Annotated in this window: 15 protein-coding genes; all 15 read right to left on the reverse strand. The window is 47.2% G+C overall.

All coding sequences use genetic code 11. The features are described 5' to 3' along the window. Positions 1–194: 194 nt before the first annotated feature. The 15 genes from HF312_16355 to HF312_16425 all read right to left on the reverse strand — a co-directional run bounded on the left by HF312_16355 (position 195) and on the right by HF312_16425 (position 24,458). Entirely contained in the window at positions 195–2,921 is a 2,727-nt protein-coding gene (locus HF312_16355) for a hypothetical protein (GenBank protein MCU7521788.1), read from the reverse strand. After that, positions 2,921–3,964 (reverse strand): NAD-dependent epimerase/dehydratase family protein, encoded by a 1,044-nt coding sequence (locus tag HF312_16360; GenBank protein ID MCU7521789.1) that lies wholly within the window; start codon positions 3,962–3,964, stop codon positions 2,921–2,923. Before HF312_16360 ends, HF312_16355 begins: the two co-directional genes overlap by 1 nt. 380 nt (positions 3,965–4,344) lie before the next feature. Continuing rightward, on the reverse strand, positions 4,345–6,690 hold the full coding sequence (locus HF312_16365; GenBank protein ID MCU7521790.1) for a T9SS type A sorting domain-containing protein: 2,346 nt from the start codon (positions 6,688–6,690) through the stop codon (positions 4,345–4,347). A 65-nt stretch (positions 6,691–6,755) separates the two neighbouring features. Then, positions 6,756–7,904 carry a hypothetical protein gene (locus HF312_16370; GenBank protein MCU7521791.1) on the reverse strand — a complete coding sequence of 383 codons (1,149 nt, stop codon included), beginning with the start codon at positions 7,902–7,904 and terminating at the stop codon, positions 6,756–6,758. Between the two features lie 21 nt (positions 7,905–7,925). Beyond that, on the reverse strand, positions 7,926–9,575 hold the full coding sequence (locus HF312_16375; GenBank protein ID MCU7521792.1) for a twin-arginine translocation signal domain-containing protein: 1,650 nt from the start codon (positions 9,573–9,575) through the stop codon (positions 7,926–7,928). A 27-nt stretch (positions 9,576–9,602) separates the two neighbouring features. Next, positions 9,603–11,207, reverse strand: a complete 1,605-nt coding sequence (locus HF312_16380) for a hypothetical protein (GenBank protein MCU7521793.1) — start codon at positions 11,205–11,207, stop codon at positions 9,603–9,605. Between the two features lie 103 nt (positions 11,208–11,310). Further along, positions 11,311–13,635 carry a hypothetical protein gene (locus tag HF312_16385; protein ID MCU7521794.1) on the reverse strand — a complete coding sequence of 775 codons (2,325 nt, stop codon included), beginning with the start codon at positions 13,633–13,635 and terminating at the stop codon, positions 11,311–11,313. A 10-nt stretch (positions 13,636–13,645) separates the two neighbouring features. Continuing rightward, positions 13,646–15,007, reverse strand: coding sequence for a PIG-L family deacetylase (locus HF312_16390; GenBank protein MCU7521795.1), 1,362 nt, complete (start codon positions 15,005–15,007; stop codon positions 13,646–13,648). Between the two features lie 34 nt (positions 15,008–15,041). After that, a complete protein-coding gene (locus HF312_16395; protein MCU7521796.1) occupies positions 15,042–16,373 on the reverse strand; it encodes an MFS transporter in 1,332 nt (443 codons plus the stop codon). Continuing rightward, a complete protein-coding gene (locus tag HF312_16400) occupies positions 16,315–18,579 on the reverse strand; it encodes a hypothetical protein (GenBank protein ID MCU7521797.1) in 2,265 nt (754 codons plus the stop codon). Before HF312_16400 ends, HF312_16395 begins: the two co-directional genes overlap by 59 nt. A 26-nt stretch (positions 18,580–18,605) precedes the next feature. After that, positions 18,606–19,532 (reverse strand): sugar phosphate isomerase/epimerase, encoded by a 927-nt coding sequence (locus HF312_16405; protein MCU7521798.1) that lies wholly within the window; start codon positions 19,530–19,532, stop codon positions 18,606–18,608. Between the two features lie 55 nt (positions 19,533–19,587). Next, the gene (locus HF312_16410; GenBank protein MCU7521799.1) at positions 19,588–20,745 is read right to left on the reverse strand and encodes a Gfo/Idh/MocA family oxidoreductase; all 1,158 of its coding nucleotides are present in this window, start codon (positions 20,743–20,745) and stop codon (positions 19,588–19,590) included. 20 nt (positions 20,746–20,765) lie between these two features. Beyond that, a complete protein-coding gene (locus HF312_16415; protein ID MCU7521800.1) occupies positions 20,766–22,484 on the reverse strand; it encodes a hypothetical protein in 1,719 nt (572 codons plus the stop codon). A 22-nt stretch (positions 22,485–22,506) separates the two neighbouring features. After that, positions 22,507–22,974 carry a hypothetical protein gene (locus HF312_16420; GenBank protein ID MCU7521801.1) on the reverse strand — a complete coding sequence of 156 codons (468 nt, stop codon included), beginning with the start codon at positions 22,972–22,974 and terminating at the stop codon, positions 22,507–22,509. A 38-nt stretch (positions 22,975–23,012) separates the two neighbouring features. Continuing rightward, positions 23,013–24,458, reverse strand: a complete 1,446-nt coding sequence (locus tag HF312_16425) for a cellulase family glycosylhydrolase (GenBank protein MCU7521802.1) — start codon at positions 24,456–24,458, stop codon at positions 23,013–23,015. Positions 24,459–24,647 lie beyond the last annotated feature (189 nt).

A 24,647-nucleotide genomic window follows, 5' to 3' on the forward strand; every position in this document is an offset into this window, starting at 1 on the left:
TAAGATTATTTACAAATTTTGTCGTGCCGCATAGAATATGTCGCCCCTTCGGGGCTCCGGAGGGTGCTTGGTATTTCTTCCCCGGGGTTCAGTCACCCCTCCGGGGTTTCCTCATCCCGGGCTACAAATAAAGCGCCCCTCCGGGGCTTAGTAATTGCGTAATGATAAATGATCTTGTTTTATTGGCCTTTTAGTTAAAGTTGATGCGTATTGGCCGTATAGCGCGCCAGGTTGTAAAAGAGCGTTTTGGAAAAAGGATCTTTATTGTAATTTTCCGCAACGGGCAGTGTACATAGGACGAGTTTGCCTTTTCCTACATTTGTCTCATATATGAATGCGGAATTAAGGTGAAGCCAGCCGATGTACATTCCGGACAGGACGTTCTTAAAGTTCTGAGGTTCTATTCCTGAAATGACGAGCTGCGGAGTTGAGTATGTGGATTCAAAGCCCAGGTATTTGCCGAAGCTGATATCCTTAAACGGGGCGCGCCCGGGCCTTATCCAGTTGAAGTTGCTGGCCCAGTTGCCGTCGTACCATTCGCTTTTTCTTGAGATGACTTTGAGCTTCATTGAGTCTGGAATTTTAGTCAGGGTGTCAACAAGGCATAGCACCGGGGAACCGCTCTCAAGTTTGCTTAAGATATTTTCGTCCAGCGTGTTTGTTATAATTAAGTTTCCATTAGATGTATTCCCTTTAACCTCTTTCAGATGTGAAAGATTTTCATGCTGATCCATAACGGTAATTTCAGGGTACTGCGCGTTTTCAATGGACGGATAGACAAATATTTCCGTAAAGTTTTTTGCGCAGGGTTTTCCATTTTTATCCACAAGTTCAAACTCGACGCGCATCTTTTCAGGCTTCTTAACATTGGATGCCTTAAGCTGGATTAAAGGCATTTCAGTTACTGAGGCTGAACTGCCAATATCCACCGGGAGGCTTCCTTTCTGATTCCCGTTTGCTTTCCAGTTAAGTTTTGCACCCTTCAGATCCTGGCTGCTGTAGTGCGAGATATAAAGTTTAACTGAAGGGTTTTCGCCCGCCCAGTAAGTGTATTTTTCAGGGCGCGGAATAATCACATCCTGCTGCTGAATGTCTGAAATATTTTTTGCCGAATATTTCATATTGCGCCACATGTCAAGAAGCCCGTTGGACTCCCAGTTGATGTCTGTAAATTCTGTTATTACGTATCCCTGCAGTTCAGGGTGAAGCCTTATCTCTTCAATTTCATATTTTAACGCCATGAACTGCGCCTTCTGGCTTTCAGAGGCAAGGGAGTTATAGTTTCCGAAGGTCTCAGCAAAGTTATAGTCGTTAAATCTTTTGTGGACGCCTTCAGGCATTGAGACTTCAATATCACCAAACCTGCGGCTAAACCACCACGGGAGCTTATCCGGCAGCTCAGGAAGCCCCCAGTTGCCGAATTCAGACAAAAGGAGCGGCTCCTGTTTTGTCTCCTCAGCGTCGCCAAATTTGCTGAAGAGCCAGTCAGGGCGATCTGCAACAGATTTTACGGTTTCGTCAAACTTAAGGCGGTTATCGGGAATTGAATAATATGTATGATAGTCGTTGATGTCGGTTTTAAGGTGGAAGTTGCCGTAGCAGGCGCTGTTATCTACAACGAGGCGACCTTTAGCCATTTCCTTTGTGCGGTTGAAAGCTGACTTAAGCCACTGCCTCTGATCCTCCTTCTGAAGGTCGATTCCCCAGCTTTCATTTATGATGCTTAATATTACAAGTGAAGGATGATTCCAGTCGCGCTTAAGCATAAGAGAAAGCGTCTCTTCGCCGCGCTTTGCGGCATCCGTTGTAAAGACATCCCAGTTAGGGATTTCGTACCAGACTAAAAGCCCCACTTCGTCGGCCACTTTGAGGTATCTTGTATCAGGCACCTTGATGTGGCATCTTAAGGTATTAAGCCCCATCTTTTTGGCCTTTAGCATTTCATCTCTTATGTATTCTTCGGAAGGGGTGGAGTAGACTGTCTCGGGATAAAAGTCCTGATCCAAAGCCGCCATTAGGTAAAAGGGCTTGCCGTTTAAGAACATCATCTTATCTTTAGCTTCAATTGTTCTGAAGCCGAAACGTTCAGTTACTTTACTTTTACCCAAGACAAAATCAGCAGAATAAAGGTTAGGATGCTCAAAGCTCCAGAGGCCAGGGTTCTGAATTTTCCCCTCGTAGCGAAAACTTCTGCCGTCACCTGCTACAGGAGCGCTTGCCTTAAGCACGCTTTTATTGCCGGGACCTTTTACAATGATCTCAACATTTTTATTATTCTTTGAGGAATTTCCTTCGAGCATGCCTTCAATTACAATGCTGCCGTCGTTGGAAGGGGTAATATGGACATAGCTTATATATTGTTCAGGCTTTACCTCAACGTATGCCGTTCTCCAGATGCCGCTGGTCTGAACGTACCAGGACTGTTTGCCGTGAGGGATATTCCAGTAGCTTACGCCTTCGGTGCCTTTTTCCGTTCCCGCGGGATCCATTACTCTAAGCGTTACATTGTTTTTACCTTTTGTTACAAGGGGGGTTACGTCAAACTCAAAAGGCGTATAGCCTCCCTCGTGGCGCCCTGCGGCTTTGCCGTTTACAAACACTTCCGCCATGTAATCTACGGCGTCGAAGTGAAGTATGACTTGTTCTGTTTTATCTACGACAGGCAGCTTAAAAGTTCTGCTGTACCATGCGACGCCCTGGTAGTCGCGAAGATCTGAAAACTGCGCCTGCCAGGAGAGGGGGACTTTAGCCTCACGCCATTTGGCCTGAAGTTTAACGTTATCGATTGTAAAACTTCCCGCCGTATCCACGGCGAAGTTCCACGTGCCGTCCAAAGAGACCTGCTGGGCCATGGTATTACGGTTTAATATTATGCTAAGAATAGCTGCTAATAAAAGAAGCACTGTACCTGGAATTTTCATTATACGTACTCCCTGAGTAAATTATTGCGGTAATTTTTCCACTCCTGAATGAATTGGATTTCATCCTCTCTTTTTTCGTAGCCGAAAGAGTGCCCGTTGAACTCACTGGTAAACCAGCTGATTGTTTTCTTCATCCATTCATCAAAAGGAGTGGAATGGTAGTTAAGATCTTTTTTTATTTTATCCAGACTGAAAATTGAAGTGCGCCTGACGTTAAAGGGGAAGACATCCCCGTTCATATTGCGGCTAAGGGGAAGAGAGTCGAAGACCTCCTGATCCACGTGCACGAGTTCAGGCTTTTTATCTAAGAGGCTTCCAAGCTTATATATGTAATCGTTAAGCGAGAATATCTCTTCGGCCGCAGCGTTATAGGCCTGGCCGATTGAGGCTTCAGTCTCAAGGAGGCTTGCGAAAGCTTTAGCCACGTCCTCAACGAATACTTCCTGGAAAGCGTGGTCCCCGCTTCCGGGAACAAGAAGGGGTTTTCCGTCCAGGATTCTTTCAATCCAGAAAAAGTCGCGCATGGCAAAGTCGTGAGGGCCTGCAATATAAGTGGGCCTTATCATGCTGACAGGGAATAATTTTTCGTCGTGGAGTTTCCAAAGGACGTCCTCGCAGGCTCTTTTCTTTATGCCGTAATCCATACCGAAGGGGTTACGTTCAAAGTAGGGCATGAGTTCACCTTTATCCTGGTCCTCTGTAATAGGGCACTGCACGTTATTGGAGACCATATAGACGGAGATTGTGCTGCAGTGGATAAAGCGCCCCACTTTGCCGCGGAAGACTTTTGCCGCCTGTTCAGAGCTTTTAGGGTGATATGAGATCATATCATATGCGGCGTCATAGGTTTTATTTTCGACCAGGCTTTTAAGCGCATGCTCCTCGCGGCGGTCGCCAGCGAGAAGGTTTAAGTTCTTATGGGGTTTAAGCCTGTTTTCAGATTCCCCGCGAGTAAAAGCCGTAACGCGGTGACCTTTTTCGAGGAGATGTTCCACGAGGGAGGTGCTTATTAGTCCCGTCCCGCCGATTACAAGTATATCCATGTTATACCAAAAATTTATTTAGAATAAAATGGTAATTAAGCAAAATCTAATCCCAATTAAGTTATGTAAAGCCGAGCATGCATAAACGGCCAGGTTGCCAATTCCCGGTGAGGCATTACAAAAAAGAATGCCACCTCAATTCAGAGTTCCGGAGGAACGACTTGTCTATAGCAGAGGATGGATCACCACCTCTCTTCAGAGCCTCGGAGAGGCGACTTGTATTAACGGATACGCGTGTCAATTCCCTTTTTACAAGTCGCTCCTCCGGAGCTCTGAATGTTTTTTTGAGAGGTGTTTTCTACAGACAAGTCGTTCCTCCGGAACTCTATGGCTGTGTTATGCTAAACCTCTCTTTGGCATTGTGTTTTATTAGCTTCTTACTATTTCAAGAGCAGCATCTTCATTGTAAGAGCGCGGCCTGAAGACTGCAGGCGGCAGAGGTATATTCCGCTGGCATACTTTGAGGCATTGAATACCGCCGTATAATTGCCTGCATTTTTATAACCCTCTTCAAGCACTTCCACTTCCTTGCCCAGGATGTCGTAAACCTTCAGGCTTACAGGACCGCTTTTATCTATGCTGTAGCGGATGGAAGTTGAGGGGTTAAAGGGGTTCGGGTAGTTCTGCGCCATGGCAAAGGATTCGGGCACCGTGTTTTGTGCCACGTCAACTCCCGAGACCACCATGGCCGTATCGGCAAGAAGCATAACTGAAGCCGAGTAGCCGTTCATATCCAGCTTCAGGGCCGCAAGCTCACTTAGTTTTCCTGAAATAACTTTTCCGCTTATTATATCCGTCATGTAGTAAGTCTTTGCAGAGTCTAGTCCCAGTTTTTCTACAGGAATTGTCAGCTGCGCACTGACGGGATTTGAATCCATATTGAGGACTGTAAAAACATTCTGACTGCTTTCCCACCTGCGGAAGGCAAAAACGTTTTTATTGGGACTTACTGTTTCTTCCTCGTAGTTATTACTGTAGAGCGCAGGAACGGTTTTTCTGAAATCGATCAGTTTCTGGTAATATGGGAAGAGCCCCTTTTTGTCCGTCGACTTTATTGGCACGCCCGGAGTATAAGTGGGATAATCGTCGTATGCATGCCCTGTAATGCCTGCCTCCTGGCCGTTGTAAAGCATCGGGATTCCGTTTAAGGAAAACTCCAGTGCCGCAGCCATCTTTGTCTGATCGAGCGTGTGGTGCGTTAAAAAATGATACGTGTCGTTGTTTTCAAGGAATCTTAATATCTTAGCATTAGGAGCGTAGCCTTTGCCATTATTTGTAAGTGAATTTCTAAGAGGAGCTGAACGCCCGTTGGTGAAGTTTGTATTAAATATTGTCGGGTTGCTTGTCTGACTGTAGCTGGTCTGCCACACCCACTGCGAGACCCAGCTTTCGGAAGCTGTCCAGTCGAATGCCGCATCGAACCTTTCATCGAAAGCCTCGGGCCATGAAGCCTTATCCTCTCCCAGGAGCAAACAGTCGGGTTTAATTCTTTTGAGCGCCAGGCGGAGCTCTTTTGTAAATTCAGGTTTTCTGGCCGTTACTCCCCATATGGCATCTAAGCGGTATCCATCGAGGTCGTACTTTACGAGCCAGTACTTTACGGCTTCCAGTATCCAGCGCTGAACCTCCGGATTATCAAAATTCAGATTCGGGAGTTCTTTCCAGAAATAATTCCAGAACAGGCCGTCGGCAGTATTTTCATGCATTGAATACGGAGTTCCGGAAGGGCTTTTCTTCCGCTGGTAATAATTCCAGTAATGCGACTTTTCCTTATATTTTACTGACTGCTGGGCGTAGGGGTGATAAATGGAAGTATGATTAGCCACAAAATCAAACATCACCTTAATTTTATTTTCTTTGGCAGTTCTTATCAGCTCACGCAGATCGGCCTCACTTCCCAGGTCGCTTCTTAAGGAAAAGTAATCTGTAACGTCGTATCCCATGCCGCCGCCATGGGTGCTGTAAACCGGCTGAAGCCAGATGGCAGTAATGCCGAGCGAGACAAGTTCAGGAATTTTAGCTGTAATATTCTTAAACTGATTGGACTCGGTAAAAGTATAGGGATATATTTCATAGATAACCGCTTTATCTATCCACTCCGCATGATCTGTTTTAATGTTAAAGGGTTTAATTCCCGAGGTATCCACGGTGACATACGTGCGGGCTTTTACCGTGTCGCCGTCTGAGGCAGCAACGGTAAGATTAAAATAATATTCCCCCTTAGCTATATCCTGAGGCATGCTGAAAGTGGTACTGTTTCCCGTCACAGATGCAAGCGCAACAGAAGCCGGGTTAAGAGGGTCAGCGTTCCACGTGTATGTAAGCTGTGCGCTGTCGGGGTTTTCAATTACCTCGCTTTTAAGTGTGACAGTTCTTCCCTGGACTTCCGCATAGGCATACATTTCGGGGCGAAGTTTGTAGCCCAAGGTCAGCTTCAGTGTATCCGAAAGAGCGGTTTTTCCCATGCTGTCGGCGGTGACATAAACCGCATTTAAGCCTTCGCCAATTTTTAATTGTGCGGAGAAGGTAAAGCTGTCGGGAGCTACGCTAACGTTTTGACTTTTGCCATTAAGAAAAAGTGTGGCGTTATTTACTATAAGTCCTTCAATATGCCCTTTTATCAACTGCTGCTGACCCCATACTGTAGCCGACATTTCGTCAAGCACGACCTTCTGGGCAAAAACAGGCATTGAGCTTAAAAGCAATATGCAGAATATTTTCTTCATAATTGTATCCGTGTTTATTCAAGGATAAATAAAGCAGGATGACTAATAATATCCAGAGCGAAATTCTAATACCTGCCGTAGGTTTTGGCTACTTCCACCATCTTAAATAAATTGGCGTCGGGGGTGTCGCGGCCGCACTGGTCGCCGGTGGAGAGTATGAAGCCGCCATCACGCGCGGCATCGTCAATAAGGCGTTTGGATTTTTCTTCTATTTCTTTGGGCGTTGCATTAAGCATGAAGTCGGTTGTGTTAATGTTGCCCTTAATGCAGAGCTTACTTCCAACGCGCCTTTTGGCTTCTTTCAAGTCCACATTGCCCGACGGGGGCTCTTCCAAAGGCTCCATGGACATAAGATCTGTCTCTTCGGCAACCATTTCCACCAGCTGCCACGATTTTCCGCAGATGTGCAGGTGCGAGATTGCGCCTTTTTCTTTGCATATTTTTGTGGCCTCTTTTATAAAGGGGAGCTCATATTTCCGGAATATCTGGGGTGAGCTTACGCTGAGGCTTGCACTTGATCCCCCAAGCATTATGACGTCGGGCTTAGCTTCAATCATTGCACGGACGTTTGCAAGAGACCACTCCATCCAGAACTCGTGCACGCGGTCCATGAAGGAAGACTCCATCATAAAATCCATAAACATAGTCTCAAAGCCACCGTCGCGGTAGAAAAACCACCAGTCCTGGAATACCGGCACCATTCCCATATAAATTCCGTTATCCCCCATGCGCCCGCGGTCGTTAAACTTTGTCTCCCATTTCCAGCCTCCGCAGCCCATTAAAAGCTGCAGCTTTTCAAAATCCTCATGGAGGTTTTTTACAGGTTTTTCGAGCCTCCAGGGTGGTTCATCCTTAAAATAGATCTCTTTTTCCGTCAGGTCACCTTTTTCAGTGCGGCAGACTCTTTCGGCTACTTTTCCTTCAGGGGAGTCTTTAATTGTAGTTACAAATTCCGGGGCGCCTTCAGGGCGCAATTCCTTAAGGCCGCCGTACATGTAGAAGCCGTCCATATCAAAATATTTTACCGCACTGACGTAAGCCTCGCTGTGCGTTGCCGAGGTCCAGCCGTTATGCTCGCGACCGTCCAAATGGATTTCATAGAACGGACGACCTGTCAGGCGGTCGGGGACCATTACGGATATATCGGGACTTACGGGCACGTGGTCGGCAACTCCGCCTTTCATTGCAGTAAGTATTCTTTCCTTTGGTGTCATTAGAACATTATCTCCTATAAATTAAATTTTTGCGCCGCGGGGAAGCTTATTCCACGCGCCAAGAAGCTCTTTCATCCTGGAGAAAGAGATCTTGGTTGAGCAGTCTTCACGAACCAGTCCGCCGCCCGGGATAAAGGGACGGAAGTCGGAGAAGTCGTACCAGTTAATTGCCTTAATGGACGGGCGGCTGTAGTAAAGGTTATAGACCTGCTCCAGCCAGTCGGCCTGGAGCTCCTCGTCCCAGTGGCGGTGCCAGTCGTAAGGCCCCTCGGGAAGCTTCATATCGCCTGAGGCAACCATTTTATTATTTGGTCCTGCGGAGGCGCCGATCTCGGTTATATAGATCGGTTTGCCGAATGTTTCAAGCCTTTCTAGCAAGCGCACTATGTCTGACAAATCGCGCGCAGGGAAGTAGATCTGGATTCCGAGGACGTCGTAGTCCACTCCGGCCTCTGTTACGTCTTCAAGGTATTTTCTTGGTGAACGTAAGGGGCGTGTAGCGTCCATTCTTGCCATTCTGCCTCTTGCCGCGTACTCAGCCCACGGGCAGCAGTTATTAAGTATCTTTACCACTTTAGGATTAACTTCTTTGGTCTTGTCGCATGCAAGGCGCACAATTTCCGTTATCTGCTCGGGCGTATGGTTATGTATGTTAGCCCAGTCGTGGTACTCATTTATAACTTCCCACTGCTGAATCTTGTCGCCGTAGTGGCTTACCAGGTCCTTTGTGTGCTTTTCGACGTATTTCTTCAGCTCGTCAAAGTTTTTATTTTTAAGCCAGTCGGGTGTAACCGTGGGGTGAAACCAGAAAAGCGGGCGCCCCTGAATTGTAATATTATTTTCCAGGAGCCAGTTTACAATGTCGTCTTTAATGCCCCAGTTGTAGTAGCCTTCGCGCGGCTCAAAAAGTTCATACCATGAATCCCACACATAATGAGTTACTGTGGAAAAATTAAAAAGCTCTACAAACCTTTTCTGGAATTCCTCGCTTCTGGCCCAAACGTACTGCCGGCTTTCGCATCCGAAGGCGACGTTATTGTTAATAGAGCGTTTTGCAATTTCGAAGGCCGCCTTCTCGAGCTCAATTTTTTCCCCGGCCCAGAGGGCATATTCAAGAGCCTTATCTGCAAGGCGGGCACTTTTTTCTCCGCTGGAGAGTTTTTTCCCGGCGTCTTCAAAAAGTTCTTCCGAGGCTGCAGTAAGGTGTTTTACTTCGCTTGAAAACTGTGCGCCCTGGCTCTCATATTTTGCTTTCACTTTACGGTTTCGCATTACGCGGGAGCGCGCGAACTCGTAGTTAAGGCTTCCTTTTGGGCTAAAATTAGCGGCCGAAAAGAACTCCCCTCCGTTATCGGCAGAAAGCCAGATAAAGCCGAAGCCTTCGACAAACCAGCGTGTATTTATGGAAAACTTTTTATTTCCCAGGTCCTGGGGGACCACGATTCCGTCCTGTGTAATTGCAGCCTGGCTCTTAAACGGGTCCTCATTTTCATCTGCCAGGTACACAAAATCCATCTTAGGCATCCAGGGATGGGGGTAGGGAACGAGGGCCGGGCTGTTCAGCGTACGGGCAAAAATCCTTTCCCAGCCTGAATAAAGTGGTGAGGCTGCAAGGGCCGCGCCTCCTAAGGCACTGTAGCGCAAAAACTCTCTTCGTGAAATTGTTTTCAATTGGACCTCAACTTAAGTTACGATAATTTATGATTTCGTGGGAAGTGATTTCCAGTACTGTTCCAGTTTCATGAGGCGGTCGTAAGCCGGTTTCTTTTCTCCCTGCGGGGATGAAAGAAGGCCGCCATTTTTAATCCATGCGTAAGGATCGACAAAGTCGTACCAGTTAATTGCCTCTATCCACGGTTTGCTGTATGCCAGTGAGTACATGCCTTCAAGCCAGTCTGCCTGAAGCTCCTCGTCCCACGGGCGGTGCCATACGTAGGGTTCCTTTGGAAGGTCGAGCCTGCCTGAGAATATGGAATCTTTTGTAGGGCCCGAGCTTGCGCCAACTTCGGTCAGCTGCACGGGGCGCCCGAACTTCTCAAGGCGTTCAACAAGTATTATTGTATCCTGCAGATCCCTGTACGGGAAATACATCTGCTGGCCTGTAATGTTGAAATCGACTCCAGCGTCCACGAGGTTCTGCATAAACTGATGCGGCGTCCTCTGGTGGTACTTTGCATCAATGTTACCCCACTTTTTAAGCTGTACGTATTCGGCATATGGGCAGCAGTTATTTATGAGTCTTTTAACCTTCGGGTTCGTGTCCTTTGCTACGTCACAGGCAAGGCGTGTAATTTCAACTATCTGCTCGTTATTAAGCTGAAGTTCATTTGCCCAGTCGTGAATTTCATTTACAACTTCCCAGGCGTACATCTCGCTTCCGTAGTGGGAGACAACGGTGCGGGCGTGCTTTTCGATGTATTTTCTTAATTCATCATAAGTTTTCTTCCTCAGCCAGTCGGGCGTTACGGTCTCATAGAACCAGAACAAGGGGCGTCCTTCGACGGTAATGTTTTTATTTCTTAGTTGTCTTAAGACCGCGTCCCTTAAGTCAAAGCGGGGGTCGCCTTCAACAGGTTCAAAATCCTGATAGGAGTTGCTTTTAAGGTAATGCGTAATTGTGGCGTAGTTAAATAAAGCCGTAAACTCTTCCATAAATGTGTCGGGATCCATCTGATAGAAGCCCCGGGCGTCGCATCCGATAAAGAAGTTCGGGCGGAAGCCGCGCTTTTCTATATCGCTTTGAGCCTTACTAAGCTCCAGCTTTTCTCCTCCCCACATCGCGTAGTAGAGTGCGGTCTGTGAAAACTCTGCGCATTTTTCTTTATCCTGCATATATTTTTCGGCATCGGAGAGGAAATCTTCCGAGAGATCCAGGAATGCCTGAGCGTCTTTGGCTGCTTTCCAGCCGGGGGTTTCATCTGTAAACTTTTTAAGGCGTCTTCTGTTTCTGTGGACGCGGCTTTTTGCAAGCTCATAGTTGAGGTTTAGTTCAGATTGTTTTCCTTCCTTGGGAAGCGTGTAGAATTCGCCCCCGTTATCGGCAGTAATATAAATGTAGCCAAAGCCTTCGACGTTCCACCGAACGTCAATTCCGAACTTGTCAACGCCTTCGGTATCAGAGACTTTCACGCCGTCTTTTCCGGCAGTGATATTGGAATGGAAAGCGTCCCAGTTTTTGTCGCTTGCATAGGCCCAGTCGAGGAGGTTCGGGCCGCGCCCTTTCTGTACGTAGTAGGGTTTAAATAATAGTTCTCCCTGGAGAGTCTTTGCTGCAACCCTTCCACGGGTCAGCACTTCCGGCATGCCCTGGAGCCATTTAGGTATAAATAAGGCTCCTGCCCCAGCCAGAGTGGTTTTGGTTATGAATTCCCTGCGGTCTATGGCGTACCTCTCTAAAATGTTTATACTATTTTGTTAAAGATTCCTGGTATTTCTCTCTGTACTCTTTTTTATAGTCCTCAACTGCCTTATTGTAGCTCATCTCTGGGTAGTTCTTCTGTTTTGCCCACTCTATTGCGACTGCCTTTGTATTTACCGGCAGGAAGGCAGAATTATTGCTTACCGCAACTGTTTTTCCGTCTGCCCTTACTGATTTAACCGCCATAAAGTACGGCAGGTGAAGAATGAGTTTAGAAGGGTTACTGGTAAACTTATTGTCAAGCTTAAGATCCGCTCCGCCATTTCTTACGCTAAGATCCATATTAACCATGCCGAAATTTGTTGGAGCCTTATGGACCGCTATCTTATCGCCTTCTTTTAACCATTCGGGTGAAAGGGCGCTGAAAAGGTGGAGGTCACTTTTCTCCTCGCGCACCATCATATTTCTTAAGAGTGTTCGGAATTCGGCCGAGAACCATCCGTGAGGAGTAAGGTTCATCATAAAGTCCCTGTTACCCCATGGGAATATTGAAAATTCAAAACCCGTGTGAGTAGATCCCGTATGCATCAGTACTGCGTAGAATTCCTGGAGAGCTTTTTCCTGCTCGCCGCGGATGAGCTCGCTTTGTGTGTTATTCATTGTTAAATAATGATGGAGGTAGCGCCCCTGTGCATAGGTCATAATTCCTTCCTGGTACTTTGAGCGCGTAACTTCAAGAGTCTTAGTAACCATAGGATCAAAGGGGTCAAGAATTATTTCAGGGTAGAGGGTCAGCATGTTGCCCCAGTCGTTTCCGCCAAGCTTATCGAGACCCGGAGTTATATAGCCGTCAGTCTTCGAGGTTACTTCCTTAAGGCGTTTCATCAGGTTTGAAAAATATGTATCATATTCCGCCTGGTAAGTTTTCGCGTCTTCAGTTCTGCCAAGGGCATTTGCAAGGACGATTACATTTTTAAGTCCGGCTAAAGCCAGGAAGTTATGCCCTGTTACACGTCCCGTGATATCTTCATTATCCCCAGGCGTTGCAACGGGGAAGAGGTGGAGTGAATCCTGTTCAAGAGTTTTCTTAAGCCAGAGGAAAGCCTTCTGGACAGAAGGGTAGACTTTTTCGGCAAAGGCCTTGTCGCCCGTTATGAGGTAGTGCTCTCCGTAGGCCCACATGGCCTGACCCCAGGCATCCAGCTGTCCTGCGTGAGAGATAAAATTCCCGGTAGAATCCTGCCAGCGGGGGAAGAAGTCCAGCACCTGGCGGGCAAGGTCGTGATAGCCCGAGATGTCATACATTCTTAAAATGGAAGCGGCATCCCTTATCCAGAACTGGTCGTAATTAAACTCATTTACATTCTGCACGTAGTCCTGCCCGTGCTTGTTCCTGGCTATGAGGTCGTAGAAAAGGTTAACCTTAAAGGTATTGTTTACCTTTTCCTCGGGAAGGGTTATTTCCATTCCGCGGGAAAGAATACTATCCCAGAATTTTACCGTCCTATCCAGGTATTCATCATATGAGGCCTTAATCATCTGCTGAACTACGGGGTCATTTTTATCAATTGCGACATAAGGCGCCTTAAAGTCGAGGCTTGCCTCCTTACCCGGTTCAAGGAAGAACTTATAATGAACTATGCCTACGGGAGTAGTAGGAAGGATCAGGATTTTTGCCGCCGAATTGTAACCCGGTTCATTGTATCCGGTCTTAAGTGTCATTACCTTCTCGGTCATGTTTTCTTTCGGGAAAGTATACATGAGGCGGCCATCCTTTAAGAACGCGTCGTCTGTAAATGAATATTCACTGTGCACGTTAAAGGTGTCGCCTGCCTGTTCAAATTCCCCCAGCTTTTTAGCCTTCCATGGGCGTCCGAAACGGTTATCTCCAACTCCCCAGTCGGTGTTCTCATCGTTTTGATATCTGACACCAGTTGTAAAATAAGCCAACCTGGTCTTAGTGTCAGTATTTTTAATTTTAACCCTGATAAAGTTAATAAGGGGACTTTCAGGATTTCCGTCAAGCGTTTGGGCAAATGCCTCCAGGCTGTAATGAATGCCTTCACGGTCGAAGTTATATTCAATTACAGGAAGGTAGCCATGAAGAAGCGTTTTAACCCTCTGGTTTACAGCTACGGGAGGGTTACCGGTAAAGAACATCAGTTCACCCGAACCGGTGTAGAAGTACCCCTCGGGTGTAACAAGTGTGCCTTCTTTACCATCCATAACGCCTATTACGTCGGTCGGCTTGCTAAAGTAGCAGAAAGGCTCATCGGCCCTGTCAATTGAAGGATCAAGCACCTGTGCCTGAAGGGGAAGGCAGAGGCAGAGGCAAAGGAAAAGGCCTGTGATATGGAATTTCCTGATATTCATAATAATTCCTTTATTGGGGTAGTGTCCACTCGCTTAAATACGTTTTTATGCTGAGGGATCCCACCTGTTTTCCGTTTACTGAAGCGTTCCAGGTAACGTTAAGCCCTCCTTTGGGGGCTTCCTGCGGAGTAAACATAAAGGTCTCAACAGGATAGGTTTCTCCCGGAGCCAGAAAATAATTTCCATCGCCTGAAGAAAGCTTAAAGCCTTCGGGCAGCTGGGATTTAAGCGTTACTACAACGGAATCACTGGTATTATTTTTAAGAATGATGGGGACGTTAAGGTAGCTTCCGAATGCAACGTTTATCTCGGGCTTGACAATGGGGCCCAGGTTTTCAATATTATGAGCGCGCCAGAAGTCATGATAAAAATAAAACGGTCCGCCAAGCTGCATTGTGACCCCTTCCTGCCTCTCCGGCACATAGCCTCTGGGGGCTACGTAAGCGTGGCTGCCCGGCCTTACGCCTTCAAAGGTTTCGCCATCGGGTTTACAGGGTACAACCGCCTTACCGAAAATGAGGTGGAATCTGTTAAGGTAATTCAGGAACTCTTTGTAGTCGCCGGTCTTCTGTGCCTTAATTCCCATATCGGCTACATCCCCCTGCGTCAGGTGCGGCGTGTGGAGGTCGGCAGCAAGTTCGTAATAAGGGACCTTCTTTGAGGGTGAGACTTCTGAAAGGTTGAACTTAGGTCCCGGAGCGACCACTTCCGAGTCGGCATCAGAGAAGTAATAGATCTTCTTTGCCTGCCAGGGAGTAAGCCCCTCGTTAAAGTTTCCTATGTCGGCTCTTTCCCTGGGCATTGCCACCTGGTCGGGGAACACAGTAGGGTCTCCCGCCATATCGAAGGCTTCTGTAGCAATAACGCCTGAGGCCTGGTGGTCGCCGTGGTTTTCACCGGCCACAAAGTGGGGAAGCCATGTAAGGATAACTTCAGGGCGGGTAAGCCTGAGGAGTCTTACCATGCTTTCAAGAGCCTGACCATGGTTCACATTTTTAAGCGCGTGCAGGACGTCCTGGCCGGGAGTGTCGTAGCCGTTTAAGAACCACACGTGGTCTACTCCGAACTTTGAAAGAGCCTTGCGGGCTTCAATTTCACGGATCTCTCCCATGGCAGATGACTGCTCGTTGCCATAGGAATTTCCGCCCCCCTGTCCGCGGTTAGTATAAATTACGGCAACTTTTTTGTTGTCATCAAAGATCAGCTTGGCAAGGTATCCGCCCACTGCAGTCTCATCATCCGGATGAGCCACAATTAAAAGAACGTCTGTCTTATAGCGTTCATCTGGCTTTATATTTCTGTGCAGCCGGCCTTCCTGTGCATATAATGCTGAAACAAGAAAAAGAATAACGGCAAAAGTTTTAACCTTCACAGTGATACTCCCATTGTCTTAAAATTAAATTTATTTATGCCTCTTCAGTTATTTCCTGAACAGCATTTTTCCTCGGTTCTTTGACGGCAAAGAAAAGCCACAAGGCAGAGCTTCCGGCAAAGATTGCAGCCAGTGTGAAAACCATATTGTAGCCGTAGCGGTTTGCAATGTAGCCTCCAAAGAGCCCTGCCAAGCTGAAAGGAGATGATATCATGTTTGAAAGCGCCACGTATGTGGGGCGGTTTTCCTCGGCGCAGAGTTCAGCTATTATTGGAAGCTTTGAGAGCTGATAGACGCCGGCGGTAAAGGCGGAGCCTATAAAGACCAGGGAATAGCTTGCAGCGTCAGGCGCCATTAAAGCAGCAAGGCATGCCATTGTGGTAAAGCAGGCACCAAGAAGCATATTAAGCTTGTGGCCGAAATGGTCGCCTAAATACCCGAAGAATATATTTCCAACGATTGAAAAGGTCATTATAATAATTGTAAAGTTGCCCACATAGCTGTCCGGCAGGGAGAACTTTTTAAGGGCGTTCAGGCTGTAGAACACTTCCCCCATGAGTGCTATGATGAGAAGAGAATCCGCGATGAGGAAATTCCTGAAGTTCTTCTCTTTTTTCAGTATGCCGGGAAGCATTCTGAAAAATTCGCCATAGCTCATGTGCTTTTCCTGCATGTCAGGCTTGTCTTCTTTGATTAAAGTAAGAAAGACGTATGAAACCATCATGACCAGAAAAGCGCTCAAAAAAAGCAGGGAAAAGCTGTGGGGGTACTGCCAGTGGCCGAGCACCACTTTTACGTACCATCCCCCCACGATTCCAAGTACGGCGCCAAAAATAACGCGGCTTGCAAAGAGCCTTCCGCGCAGCTTTACAGGAGTAAGCTTTGCAACAAGGTCGAACCAGCCCGGGAGGTTAATGCTTCCTGCAACCGCTGCGAGCAGAAAACAGAAGAAGAAAATTATGAGCCCCGTGCTGCTATTGGCACTTTCCAGAACAAAGTAGCTCAGTGCCGCAAGAAGAAGCCAGGGGAGCCTCTGCCCCAGTGCAGTCTTAAGAAGGAGCACTTTCTTTAAGGGGAACCGGCTGGAATAATTAGCAACAAGTATCTGCGGAAAATTAAAGCCCACGGTCCAGAAGATCGGGATAAGCCCGACAGCCACGTTGCTGCCGCCGATGGCTCTTACAAAAACCGGCATTACCACGGTAAGAGAAATAAAGCTCATTGCAAAAGCATACAGTGAGCCGTCGGCCACATTGATCAGGAAATTTCTTTTTACCGAAGTATCTGAACTATATTCACTGAACCAGTTAAGCACAATAAACCCTGACTTCCTTTCCTTCGACTTTAACGGATACAACTGAGCCATCACCATCCTGAATGAGCTTTATGTCTTCACCCGTAAACTGCTCTTTCATGCACTTTACGTCTTTAAGCGGGAGCCTCAGCATCACTTCAGAGGCCTGGTGCTTAAGGTTCTGCACAATAAGCATAATCTTATCATCTTTACCTTTAAGCAGGTCGGCTCTTACCTTCTGGTTTCCAAAAACATAAGGCTTTTCAATCCGGGCATTCATTTCAACCAGGCTTGCAATGAGTTCCCCGTTTAAGAGATTTTCATTGCGGAAGAAAGAAAGGCCAAGGTAAGAGCCTATAAGTATGGCTTTTCCTTTTCCATACTGAGACAAAGTTATTGCAGCCTCACCCGTTGAAAAGCGAGCAATTACTTCGGCGCCTTCTGAAATAAGTGTTTCTTTTATTATTGTGCCTCTAACCTTGTCGCCTTCATTTATGTACGGGAGGTCTTTAACTATTTCCATTTCAACTGAATTGCTGCTGCTTAAGGGATTGGCAACGCCCGGCTGGAATCTTAAGACCTCTTTGGAAATATTTTCTTTTATCTTTTCTCCTTTTCTTACGTAGGACAAGTCCTTAATAATGTCTATTTCCGCAACTGAATTCAGGGATGCCGGTTCAACCACGCCCTGGCGCGCCTGAAAGACCTTGTCTAATCCGTAGCCCGGGATCACCCTTTCGTGGTGACCATGTTCAACGTTCCATCCGGCAAAGTAGGCCTCACCAATAAGCACACCGCCTTCACTTACCCATTTATCGAGGGCTTTGCAAATCTTTTCGCTTAAGCAGTAGGGGAAAGGTATATAAAGAACCTTGTAGTTTTGAAGCACGTCCCATTCAAACTCCATGGGGTGGATAAAGTCTACAACGTAGTTATGCTCATACAAAGCGCGGTGGACTCCTAAGAGTGAATTGGTAGCTGTTTTCTCGTTACCCGTTGAGGCCCAGGCAAACACCTGGTTTTCAGGATTATACAGAATGGCTACTTCGGCCTTAAGAGGTTTGGCATCCAGGAGGAAGTCCGCGTTATTCTGCAGAACGTGCCCCACCTCTGAAAACGCTTTAAGCCAGGAGGTCGGCTTTCCGTCAAGAGTTGTAAGCCCCCACGTCGGGGCCTCGCGCCCAAGGATTTCCGGGCGGTACTGCCAGAAGATGAAGCCTTTTAAGTTACCTGCAACGCCGCGGAAGATGAGTCTTTTTACGTCGTTAGCGTCAATAAACCTGGGCATATCGAGTGTGTAGCCCGGGAGCATGAGCATTTCGGCTGAGATGACGGGTTTACCCTTGGCGCATGAGCGCAGGACGTCAATCATCATTGCGTCATCCATCTGGGTAAAGCCGTGCAGGTCGCCGTACTTTCCAACGTTCCACGGGTCGCTTGCAGTTGAAGTAACGGGGAAGCCCTGTATGAAGACGTGGTGGCACATAAGGGGGTGAGCCCCATTATCCACTTCATGAGCAGCAAGGAAGCGCCTTTTGACGTTTTCGCCTATTGTACCAACGAAAAACATTCTCCAGTCCACAACGTCATTAAATGTGTTGCGTGTTTTTGGGATTTCAACTTCTTCAAAAGAGCGGTAGTTGCGGTTCCACGCATCGTTAAGACTTTTTATGCCGCCATACTTTTCATGAAGCCATATTTTGAATTTAGTCCTGCAGTGTTCGCAGTAGCAGAGCATATCGCCCATCTTTTCGGCGTTATCGGCATAGAGCCTCATCTCAGCCATGCTGCTTGTAAGTTCGGGTTCGCTTGCAACGTTCCAGATTTCAAGGGCAGGGTGATTCTTGAAATGGTTTACGGTTTCCTTGAGGAAACTGATCATATGCTCAACGACCTCGTCGTGATTAAAGCAGTATCCCAGGCCTCCTATCTGGCGGTGGGGCTGTGTCTGGGGACCGGTCTTCCGTCCGTCAAGAGTAATCATTGAGGCATCCGGGTATTTAGCATAGATCCATGCCGGGGCCACATCGAATATCGTATTCAGCATTACCCTGAGATTATATTTAGAGGCCAGGTCCATCAGGCGGTCTATGTCGTCGAAATAATATTCACCCTCGGAAGGGTTATTCCATCTCCACTGGACCCAGAACTTAACCGTATTAAAGCCGAGTGCGGCCATATTTTTAAGGTCCTCTTCCCAGTCCTCCTCCAGGGGTGAGGGTGCGCGGTAATACTGTGAGCCAAATGGGAAATACGTGTCTTTTATAAGATGCCTCATATTACTAATCCCGTTTCCTTTAATTATTAAATGACAAATGGTGAAAGGTGCCTTTGGCCAAGCTTAAGGCCGTTTTTAACTTTTTCTTCCGAGCCTTCCCAGACGGGGTCCTCGTGCTCAATTGAAATAACATAGTTGTAGCCGTTATCCTGCAGCGTGGAAATAAACCTGTTCCAGTCAATTTCGCCCAGGCCCGGTATGCGGTAGCGCCACCAGCCCGACTTCCATGGTATGGGATCTATCTGGCGGCCGAAAAATCCGTATTCATACTGCCCCTCAGTTAATATCTCAGTATCCTTTGCATGCGCGTGGAATATTTTGTCCTTAAAATCCTTAATTACCTCGAGGTAGTCTATGCCGAGCCAGTAGAGGTGCGAGGGGTCTAGGTTAAGGCCGAAACTGTCGCTCGGGACCTCATTAAACAGAGCCGTCCAGAGTTCAGGTGAATATGCGTAGTTGCCGGGCGTTGCAAACTTAAGCCACCCTTCCATAGGGCAGTTTTCAATCATAAGGCGCACACCTTTGTCCTCTGCATATTTTACGAGAGTGCGGAAGACCTTGCCGATTTCCTTCATGTTATCCGTTGGGGACTTATCGGGGCGTCCCCCCACAAAAGTGCCCACAAGGTTTACTCCAAGCATGGAGGCCGTATTGATCACTTTTTTCAGGTGGTCGTGATATTCTTTTCTTTTCTTAAGATTGGGGTGAAGGTTATTATCGTAATAGGCAAGGGAAGATATGGTAAGGTTATGCTCATTAAAAAGCGCGTTTATTCTTTCGGCATCCGCAGGCTTAAAATTAGCCGCATCAATCTGGCGCGCCTGGTAGTCGCGTTTTGATTTAACAGGCCAAGAGGCCAGTTCAAGGCTCTGAAAGCCCTCCTGAGAAGCCCATTTTACGAGGTCTTCCAGCTTTAATTTTGGCAGGCAGGCAGTTAAAAATCCAAGTTTCATTTATTTCCCCATGTGATAAGTTTTGAATTATGAATTATGAATTTTGAATTATGAATTAGACTTCAATCCACTTTTCTTCTTTATTGCTTTTGAGGATTGCCTCAACAATTTTTATCTCCTGGTGGCCGTCTTCAAAGGTGGGGAAGTCGCACTTATCCTTAAGAGGGTCCTTTCCCTTTAATATGAAATTATAGACATTCATGAAGAGGTTCTTTGGCGCGTCGGGGTATCCTTCCGGGTGGCCGCCGGGGTAATGGGCGTAGCGCCTTGCATTTTTGTCCAGCAGCGAGGGATCTTTTATAAGGACTTCATTTGCCTTTTCCCTGTAGCCTATCCAGAGGCTGTTGGGCTCTTCCTGGTCCCAGGAGACGGCTTTCTTACTGCCGTCAATTTCGAAGGAAAAATTATTTTTTCTTCCGGCGCTTATCTGCGAGACTGTAAAGACGCCGTGAGCGCCGTTTTCAAACCGGATGAGGACTGAAGCCGCGTCCTCGGTTTTAATTTCAACGTCTTCAAACTTCCCGTTCATCTTTTTTTCTTTCCCCTTAAAGGTTGCAACTTCCCGGAGGGGCTTTTTCCTTGTCTTATGCACTGTAAGAAGGTCTGCCATGACCCTTGTAATTCTGCTTCCTGTAATAAACTGCACGAGGTCGCACCAGTGGGAGCCTATGTCGGCTACGGCACGCGACTTTCCCGATATCTCAGTCTCAAGGCGCCAGTTATAGTCCGTGTTGTAATAAAGCCAGTCCTGAAGGTAATGCCCGTGCACGAGGTATATCTGCCCCAGATCCCCTTTTTCAACCATGCTTTTTGCGTGCTGTGTAAGAGGGTAGAACCGGTAATTAAAGTTCACGGCGTTTACGACGCCTTTTTCACGTGCAAGCCTTACCAGTTCCGCGGACTCTTTTGACGTCATGGTCAGCGGCTTTTCAGATATAACGTGTTTGCCTTCCATAAGGGCAGCCTTATTGATCTCAAAGTGCAGGTTGTTCGGCGTGCAGTTATGGATAATGTCGATCTCCTTGTCGCAGACTGCGCTCTGCCACTTGTCATAAACACTTGGGACTGAGTACTTTTCTGCAAGCTCCATTGCGCTTTTGGTGTCGAGAGATGAGATGCCGCGGACTTCCACGTTGCCAATTCTTCTGAGTGCTTCAATGTGTGCCGGCCCTATAAAACCGGTTCCGATTACTGCTGCTTTAAGTGGTTTCATAAATTTTTCCTTTTTTCGGCTTATATTTTTTCAGCTTCCAGCTTATTAGCTTCCAGTTTATTGCCATCGTTAAGCTTCTGCTTCAGCTCCTCAGCACGTCTTATCATCTGTCTTACCTCGGGGGTATCAATTTTCTGCGACTTGTTGTAGAGGCAGAGCGCCGGAATAACGTCCAGTTTTTTATACGAAGCCTCCTGCAGCTTAAAGACCGGGTGATTGGGATACTTTGTAAGTAAGTGTGCAGTAAGCCTTGTATATTTACTGAAAAGGTAAGATGAAACGGGGTGCACCTTCTTCCAGCGTTTGCGCCCTTCCATTCCGTGCACGTCGGCCAGGCTGTCAATTCCGTGGATCTGCGCCATAGGGAGGGCTTCCATGACCTGCTCGTGGATCCCTTCGCCTGAAAACAGTACATCCGGGAATGCGCTCTTAAGGCGCTCTATGTGGCTCCTCATGCCGGCAAGGAAATTTGGGCCCTTGCTTTCATTAAACGCAAGCAGTGTCTGATCCAGGAAAACAGAGTCGAGATGATATTTACTAATGAGCTCACCGAGTACTTTAACCATCAGATCCCCCCATCCCTTGTAGCCTGGATTCATATAGGCGAAGTATTCCTCGCTAAGCCAGTCGCCGTCAATATCCATAGCCCAGCCCTGAGGACGGTTGAAGACGTCTACAACCTGGTATTTCTTAAACCGAGCGTAGAGGGGGTGGGTGAAGGTCATAGCAAGGACGTTGGTATGGATCATTACATGGTAGCCCATCTGGTGTGCAAAGTCCACGAGTTCCTTAAACTTCTCCTCTCCTCCTAAGTGCCTGCCCGGGTTATAGTCGGGCGCATGGGAGTCAATTCCATGTTCGGCGTAGCCCGGAACATAGAACAGTGTCTCCGAAGGAGGGTGAAGGCGGCTGAAGTCCTTGAGGCGCTCTTTCATCTCGTCAAATGTATGGTGGGGTTCACTCGTGTCCTTGCGCATTCCCCAGACTTCCAGGATAAAGTTAATGTCTCGCGCCCATTTTGGGAAGTGGGGGTTGTCTTTAATTTTTGTGAGACTAAATTCTTTTTCAAGCCACTTGCGGTGACGGTCAACGGGGCGTTTCCAGCTTCCCTTGTAGCCTTCCATGAACCACACGGCCTCAAGAGTGCTGCTCTTTAAGGGGGCTTCGGCTTCAAAGCCCAGCGTAAAACCGAAGGACTTCTCAGCACGGCTTACTCTAAGTAGCCTGAACTTTGGAGCGCTTTCCTTTGTATGCAGCCAGAGGCCACCTCCTTTACCTTCGCCAATTACAAACTGCGCGTTCCACCAGAAAGGGTACTTGTAGCTGAGAGTAGTGTCAGGCATCATATCTTTTGTAAGCATCTGTCCGCCGAGAGCCGGGACAATAACGTTATCAAGTTCCAGCCCTGAGATCCTCCACTCGGCCATCCATATGGGTTCAGGGCCCGCGGCCTTCATGTGGAACTTAACTCCCTCATCCGACTCCGAGATCATTATATGGGCTTTATAGCCTCCTGTTTCATCCGAAAGCGTGAAGCTGACGCCTGATGTGGAAGGCTCAATTTCCTCCAGGCTGTCGAGTATTGCAGGCTCGGACACGTGGCTCGGGACGCGCATTATGACCGACTGTTTTCCGCCCGTGGAGAATCTCTGTCCTGTTTCCAGGTTTAATATTTCGTGAACTCTAAAAGGTTTATCTTCTAATGTGATCTGTAATCTTTTATTTGATACTGTAAACAAGTTCTTCTGCTTTCTTTTGTGATTAATCAGTTATTTCAAGGGTTGCGACGTCCTTTTTCTCTACGTCCTCATACGGGGTTCTTCTGCGGAAGATGACAAAGTATGAGGACTGCTCAACTTTAACCGGCAGGCAGGCCCCGTGCCAGACCCCTTTATTTATTACCACGGCCTCACCCACGTTTACCTGGAATGCTTGTGCATTTTCCTCTTTGTCTCCTTCCAAAAGGAGGGGAAGAGTAAAAGGAGCGTCAATAGGGATCAGTACCTCAGGGGTATCAAGGTGGCGTTCCATTCCGCTGATTTCACTTTGGGGCTGTTTATAGACCGTGCAAATGCCGATTTCAGTATCGCCGTCAATCTGGTAGCTGGCAATATCGGACCAGAATTTATAATCCTGAGCCTGGGAGGTGGGCTCTCCCGAGGGGAAAGTGACCACTTTTCCAAACTTCTGGAAATTTTCTTTTGTAATATGTTCGGGACTTAGTTTCATAGAATTATGAATTTTGAATTTTGAATTATGAATTAATTTTACTTTTTAATTTTCAGAATGAATATTTCGCCGCCTTTAAGCGTTATGCCGTTAAGAATGGTTGCACCATTTTTTCTTGTTACATTCGTATACTTCTGTGCTTCTCCCAGCTCTGTATACTGTGTGGCATCGCCTTTAAGGGCTGCGGGTATGGTAAGGCCTATATGTTCAACCCTGGTATCCTTTACCATTCCTGTTGTATCGTGGCGTTCACCGGGCAGGTTGGTCTTAAGCCACGCCACAACAGTAACATCCCCGTTTTCATCCTGGAATGTTGTTGTGCAGCTTTGGGATCCGACATTTTTTACGATTTCCACGGATTTATCGAGGCTTTTGCTTTTATGAGAAAACAGGGTATTAAAAAACGAGAGCGCCTTAAGGGCGGGCTTGGGGCTGTGGTCTGCAAAGGCCACGCCAAGGTTCCTGTTATTGTTGTCGCCAATGACGTTTTCTGCCGGCGGGAGGTCTTTTACTTCATACCAGCAGATGGCTGCAAGCTTATCTGTATTTACTGCAAGCGACAGAGTCTTAAAGAGTTCCACCGCCTGATAGCGCAGCGTGTGCTCGTAGTCGTAATAAGGGTTATAGTCGCTGGAGACTTTATTTGGTTTCATTCTCCAGGTGCTGTAACCCACCTCAGCCATCCAGAGTGACTGATGGTTACCGTAGCGCATAACGATCTCAGAGAGTTCATTTACATAGTCCGGAAGACGTTCGATCGGGTTATTGCTCCAGGTTTCGTAGTAGTTATGCATGTTTACGATATCGACGTAGGGGCTTATGCCGTAGTCGCGGAAGAGCTGGCGGAAGAAGTCGGGTCTGATTGCGAGGCCTCCAAGGACAACTTTAGCCGAGGGGTCCGCTTCGCGCACGGCTTTGGAGCCTATCTTAATCATTTTTGCGAACTGTTCCGGTGTACCCTGCCAGTAAATTGAAATGTCAGGTTCATTCCAGAGCTCCCAGGTTTTAATCCACGGCTTGTATCTTGTAACAAGCTGTGTCATAAAGACTCCGAACTCGTCATAATCTTTAGGCGGGTAGTTCCAGAAGAACATTGTATCCTTTTCTCCTGTTGAATTCCACTTCGGCATATAGCAGACGTAAGGGACGAGTGTAATGCCGTATTCATCGACGGCCATTTTCACGAAGTCATCCCAGAAAAGCCAGTTAAATTTTCCCTTCTGTTCTTCTATTGCGTCCCAGCCGAATGAAATTCTAAGGAGGTTGACGCCTGCATGTTTTAAGAATTCCATATCGTCGCGTATAAGCTTAAGGGTTGTAGTTTCTTCGGGGTAGTCCTCGCAGAGTCCGATGGGAACGTGGTAGTATGCCGATCCGTCCTGCTGCTTTATGAGCTGGTCGTATATGGTCTTTTTACCCTGAGAAAATCCGGTAAAGGTAAAAACTAAAACGAGGAATGTAGTTAATAGTGATCTTCTTAACATTTTTTCTCCGCAATTAATATTAAAATGTTTCTGTATATTTTGGCCGTTTCATAAAGATACTTACTCCCATTGAATAGCCACGATCCTTCCTCCGGGAATCTGGGGCTAAAGCCCCGATCTTGGGGGATCTCGCTTCCACGAGCTAAAGCTCGTGGCTGTTATGTTAAAAATCAAGTGTAATCGTAAATT

Source organism: Ignavibacteria bacterium (assembly GCA_025612375.1).
Taxonomy (GTDB): domain Bacteria; phylum Bacteroidota; class Ignavibacteria; order Ignavibacteriales; family SURF-24; genus JAAXKN01.

Coding starts and splice junctions, on each gene's coding strand:
- HF312_16410 (MCU7521799.1), bottom strand. CDS start 20,745: ATGAAACCACTTAAAGCAGCAGTAATCGGAACCGGTTTTATAGGGCCG.
- HF312_16385 (MCU7521794.1), bottom strand. CDS start 13,635: ATGAATATCAGGAAATTCCATATCACAGGCCTTTTCCTTTGCCTCTGC.
- HF312_16400 (MCU7521797.1), bottom strand. CDS start 18,579: ATGAGGCATCTTATAAAAGACACGTATTTCCCATTTGGCTCACAGTAT.
- HF312_16365 (MCU7521790.1), bottom strand. CDS start 6,690: ATGAAGAAAATATTCTGCATATTGCTTTTAAGCTCAATGCCTGTTTTT.
- HF312_16425 (MCU7521802.1), bottom strand. CDS start 24,458: ATGTTAAGAAGATCACTATTAACTACATTCCTCGTTTTAGTTTTTACC.
- HF312_16420 (MCU7521801.1), bottom strand. CDS start 22,974: ATGAAACTAAGTCCCGAACATATTACAAAAGAAAATTTCCAGAAGTTT.
- HF312_16405 (MCU7521798.1), bottom strand. CDS start 19,532: ATGAAACTTGGATTTTTAACTGCCTGCCTGCCAAAATTAAAGCTGGAA.
- HF312_16355 (MCU7521788.1), bottom strand. CDS start 2,921: ATGAAAATTCCAGGTACAGTGCTTCTTTTATTAGCAGCTATTCTTAGC.
- HF312_16395 (MCU7521796.1), bottom strand. CDS start 16,373: ATGGCTCAGTTGTATCCGTTAAAGTCGAAGGAAAGGAAGTCAGGGTTT.
- HF312_16370 (MCU7521791.1), bottom strand. CDS start 7,904: ATGACACCAAAGGAAAGAATACTTACTGCAATGAAAGGCGGAGTTGCC.
- HF312_16380 (MCU7521793.1), bottom strand. CDS start 11,207: ATGCCGGAAGTGCTGACCCGTGGAAGGGTTGCAGCAAAGACTCTCCAG.
- HF312_16360 (MCU7521789.1), bottom strand. CDS start 3,964: ATGGATATACTTGTAATCGGCGGGACGGGACTAATAAGCACCTCCCTC.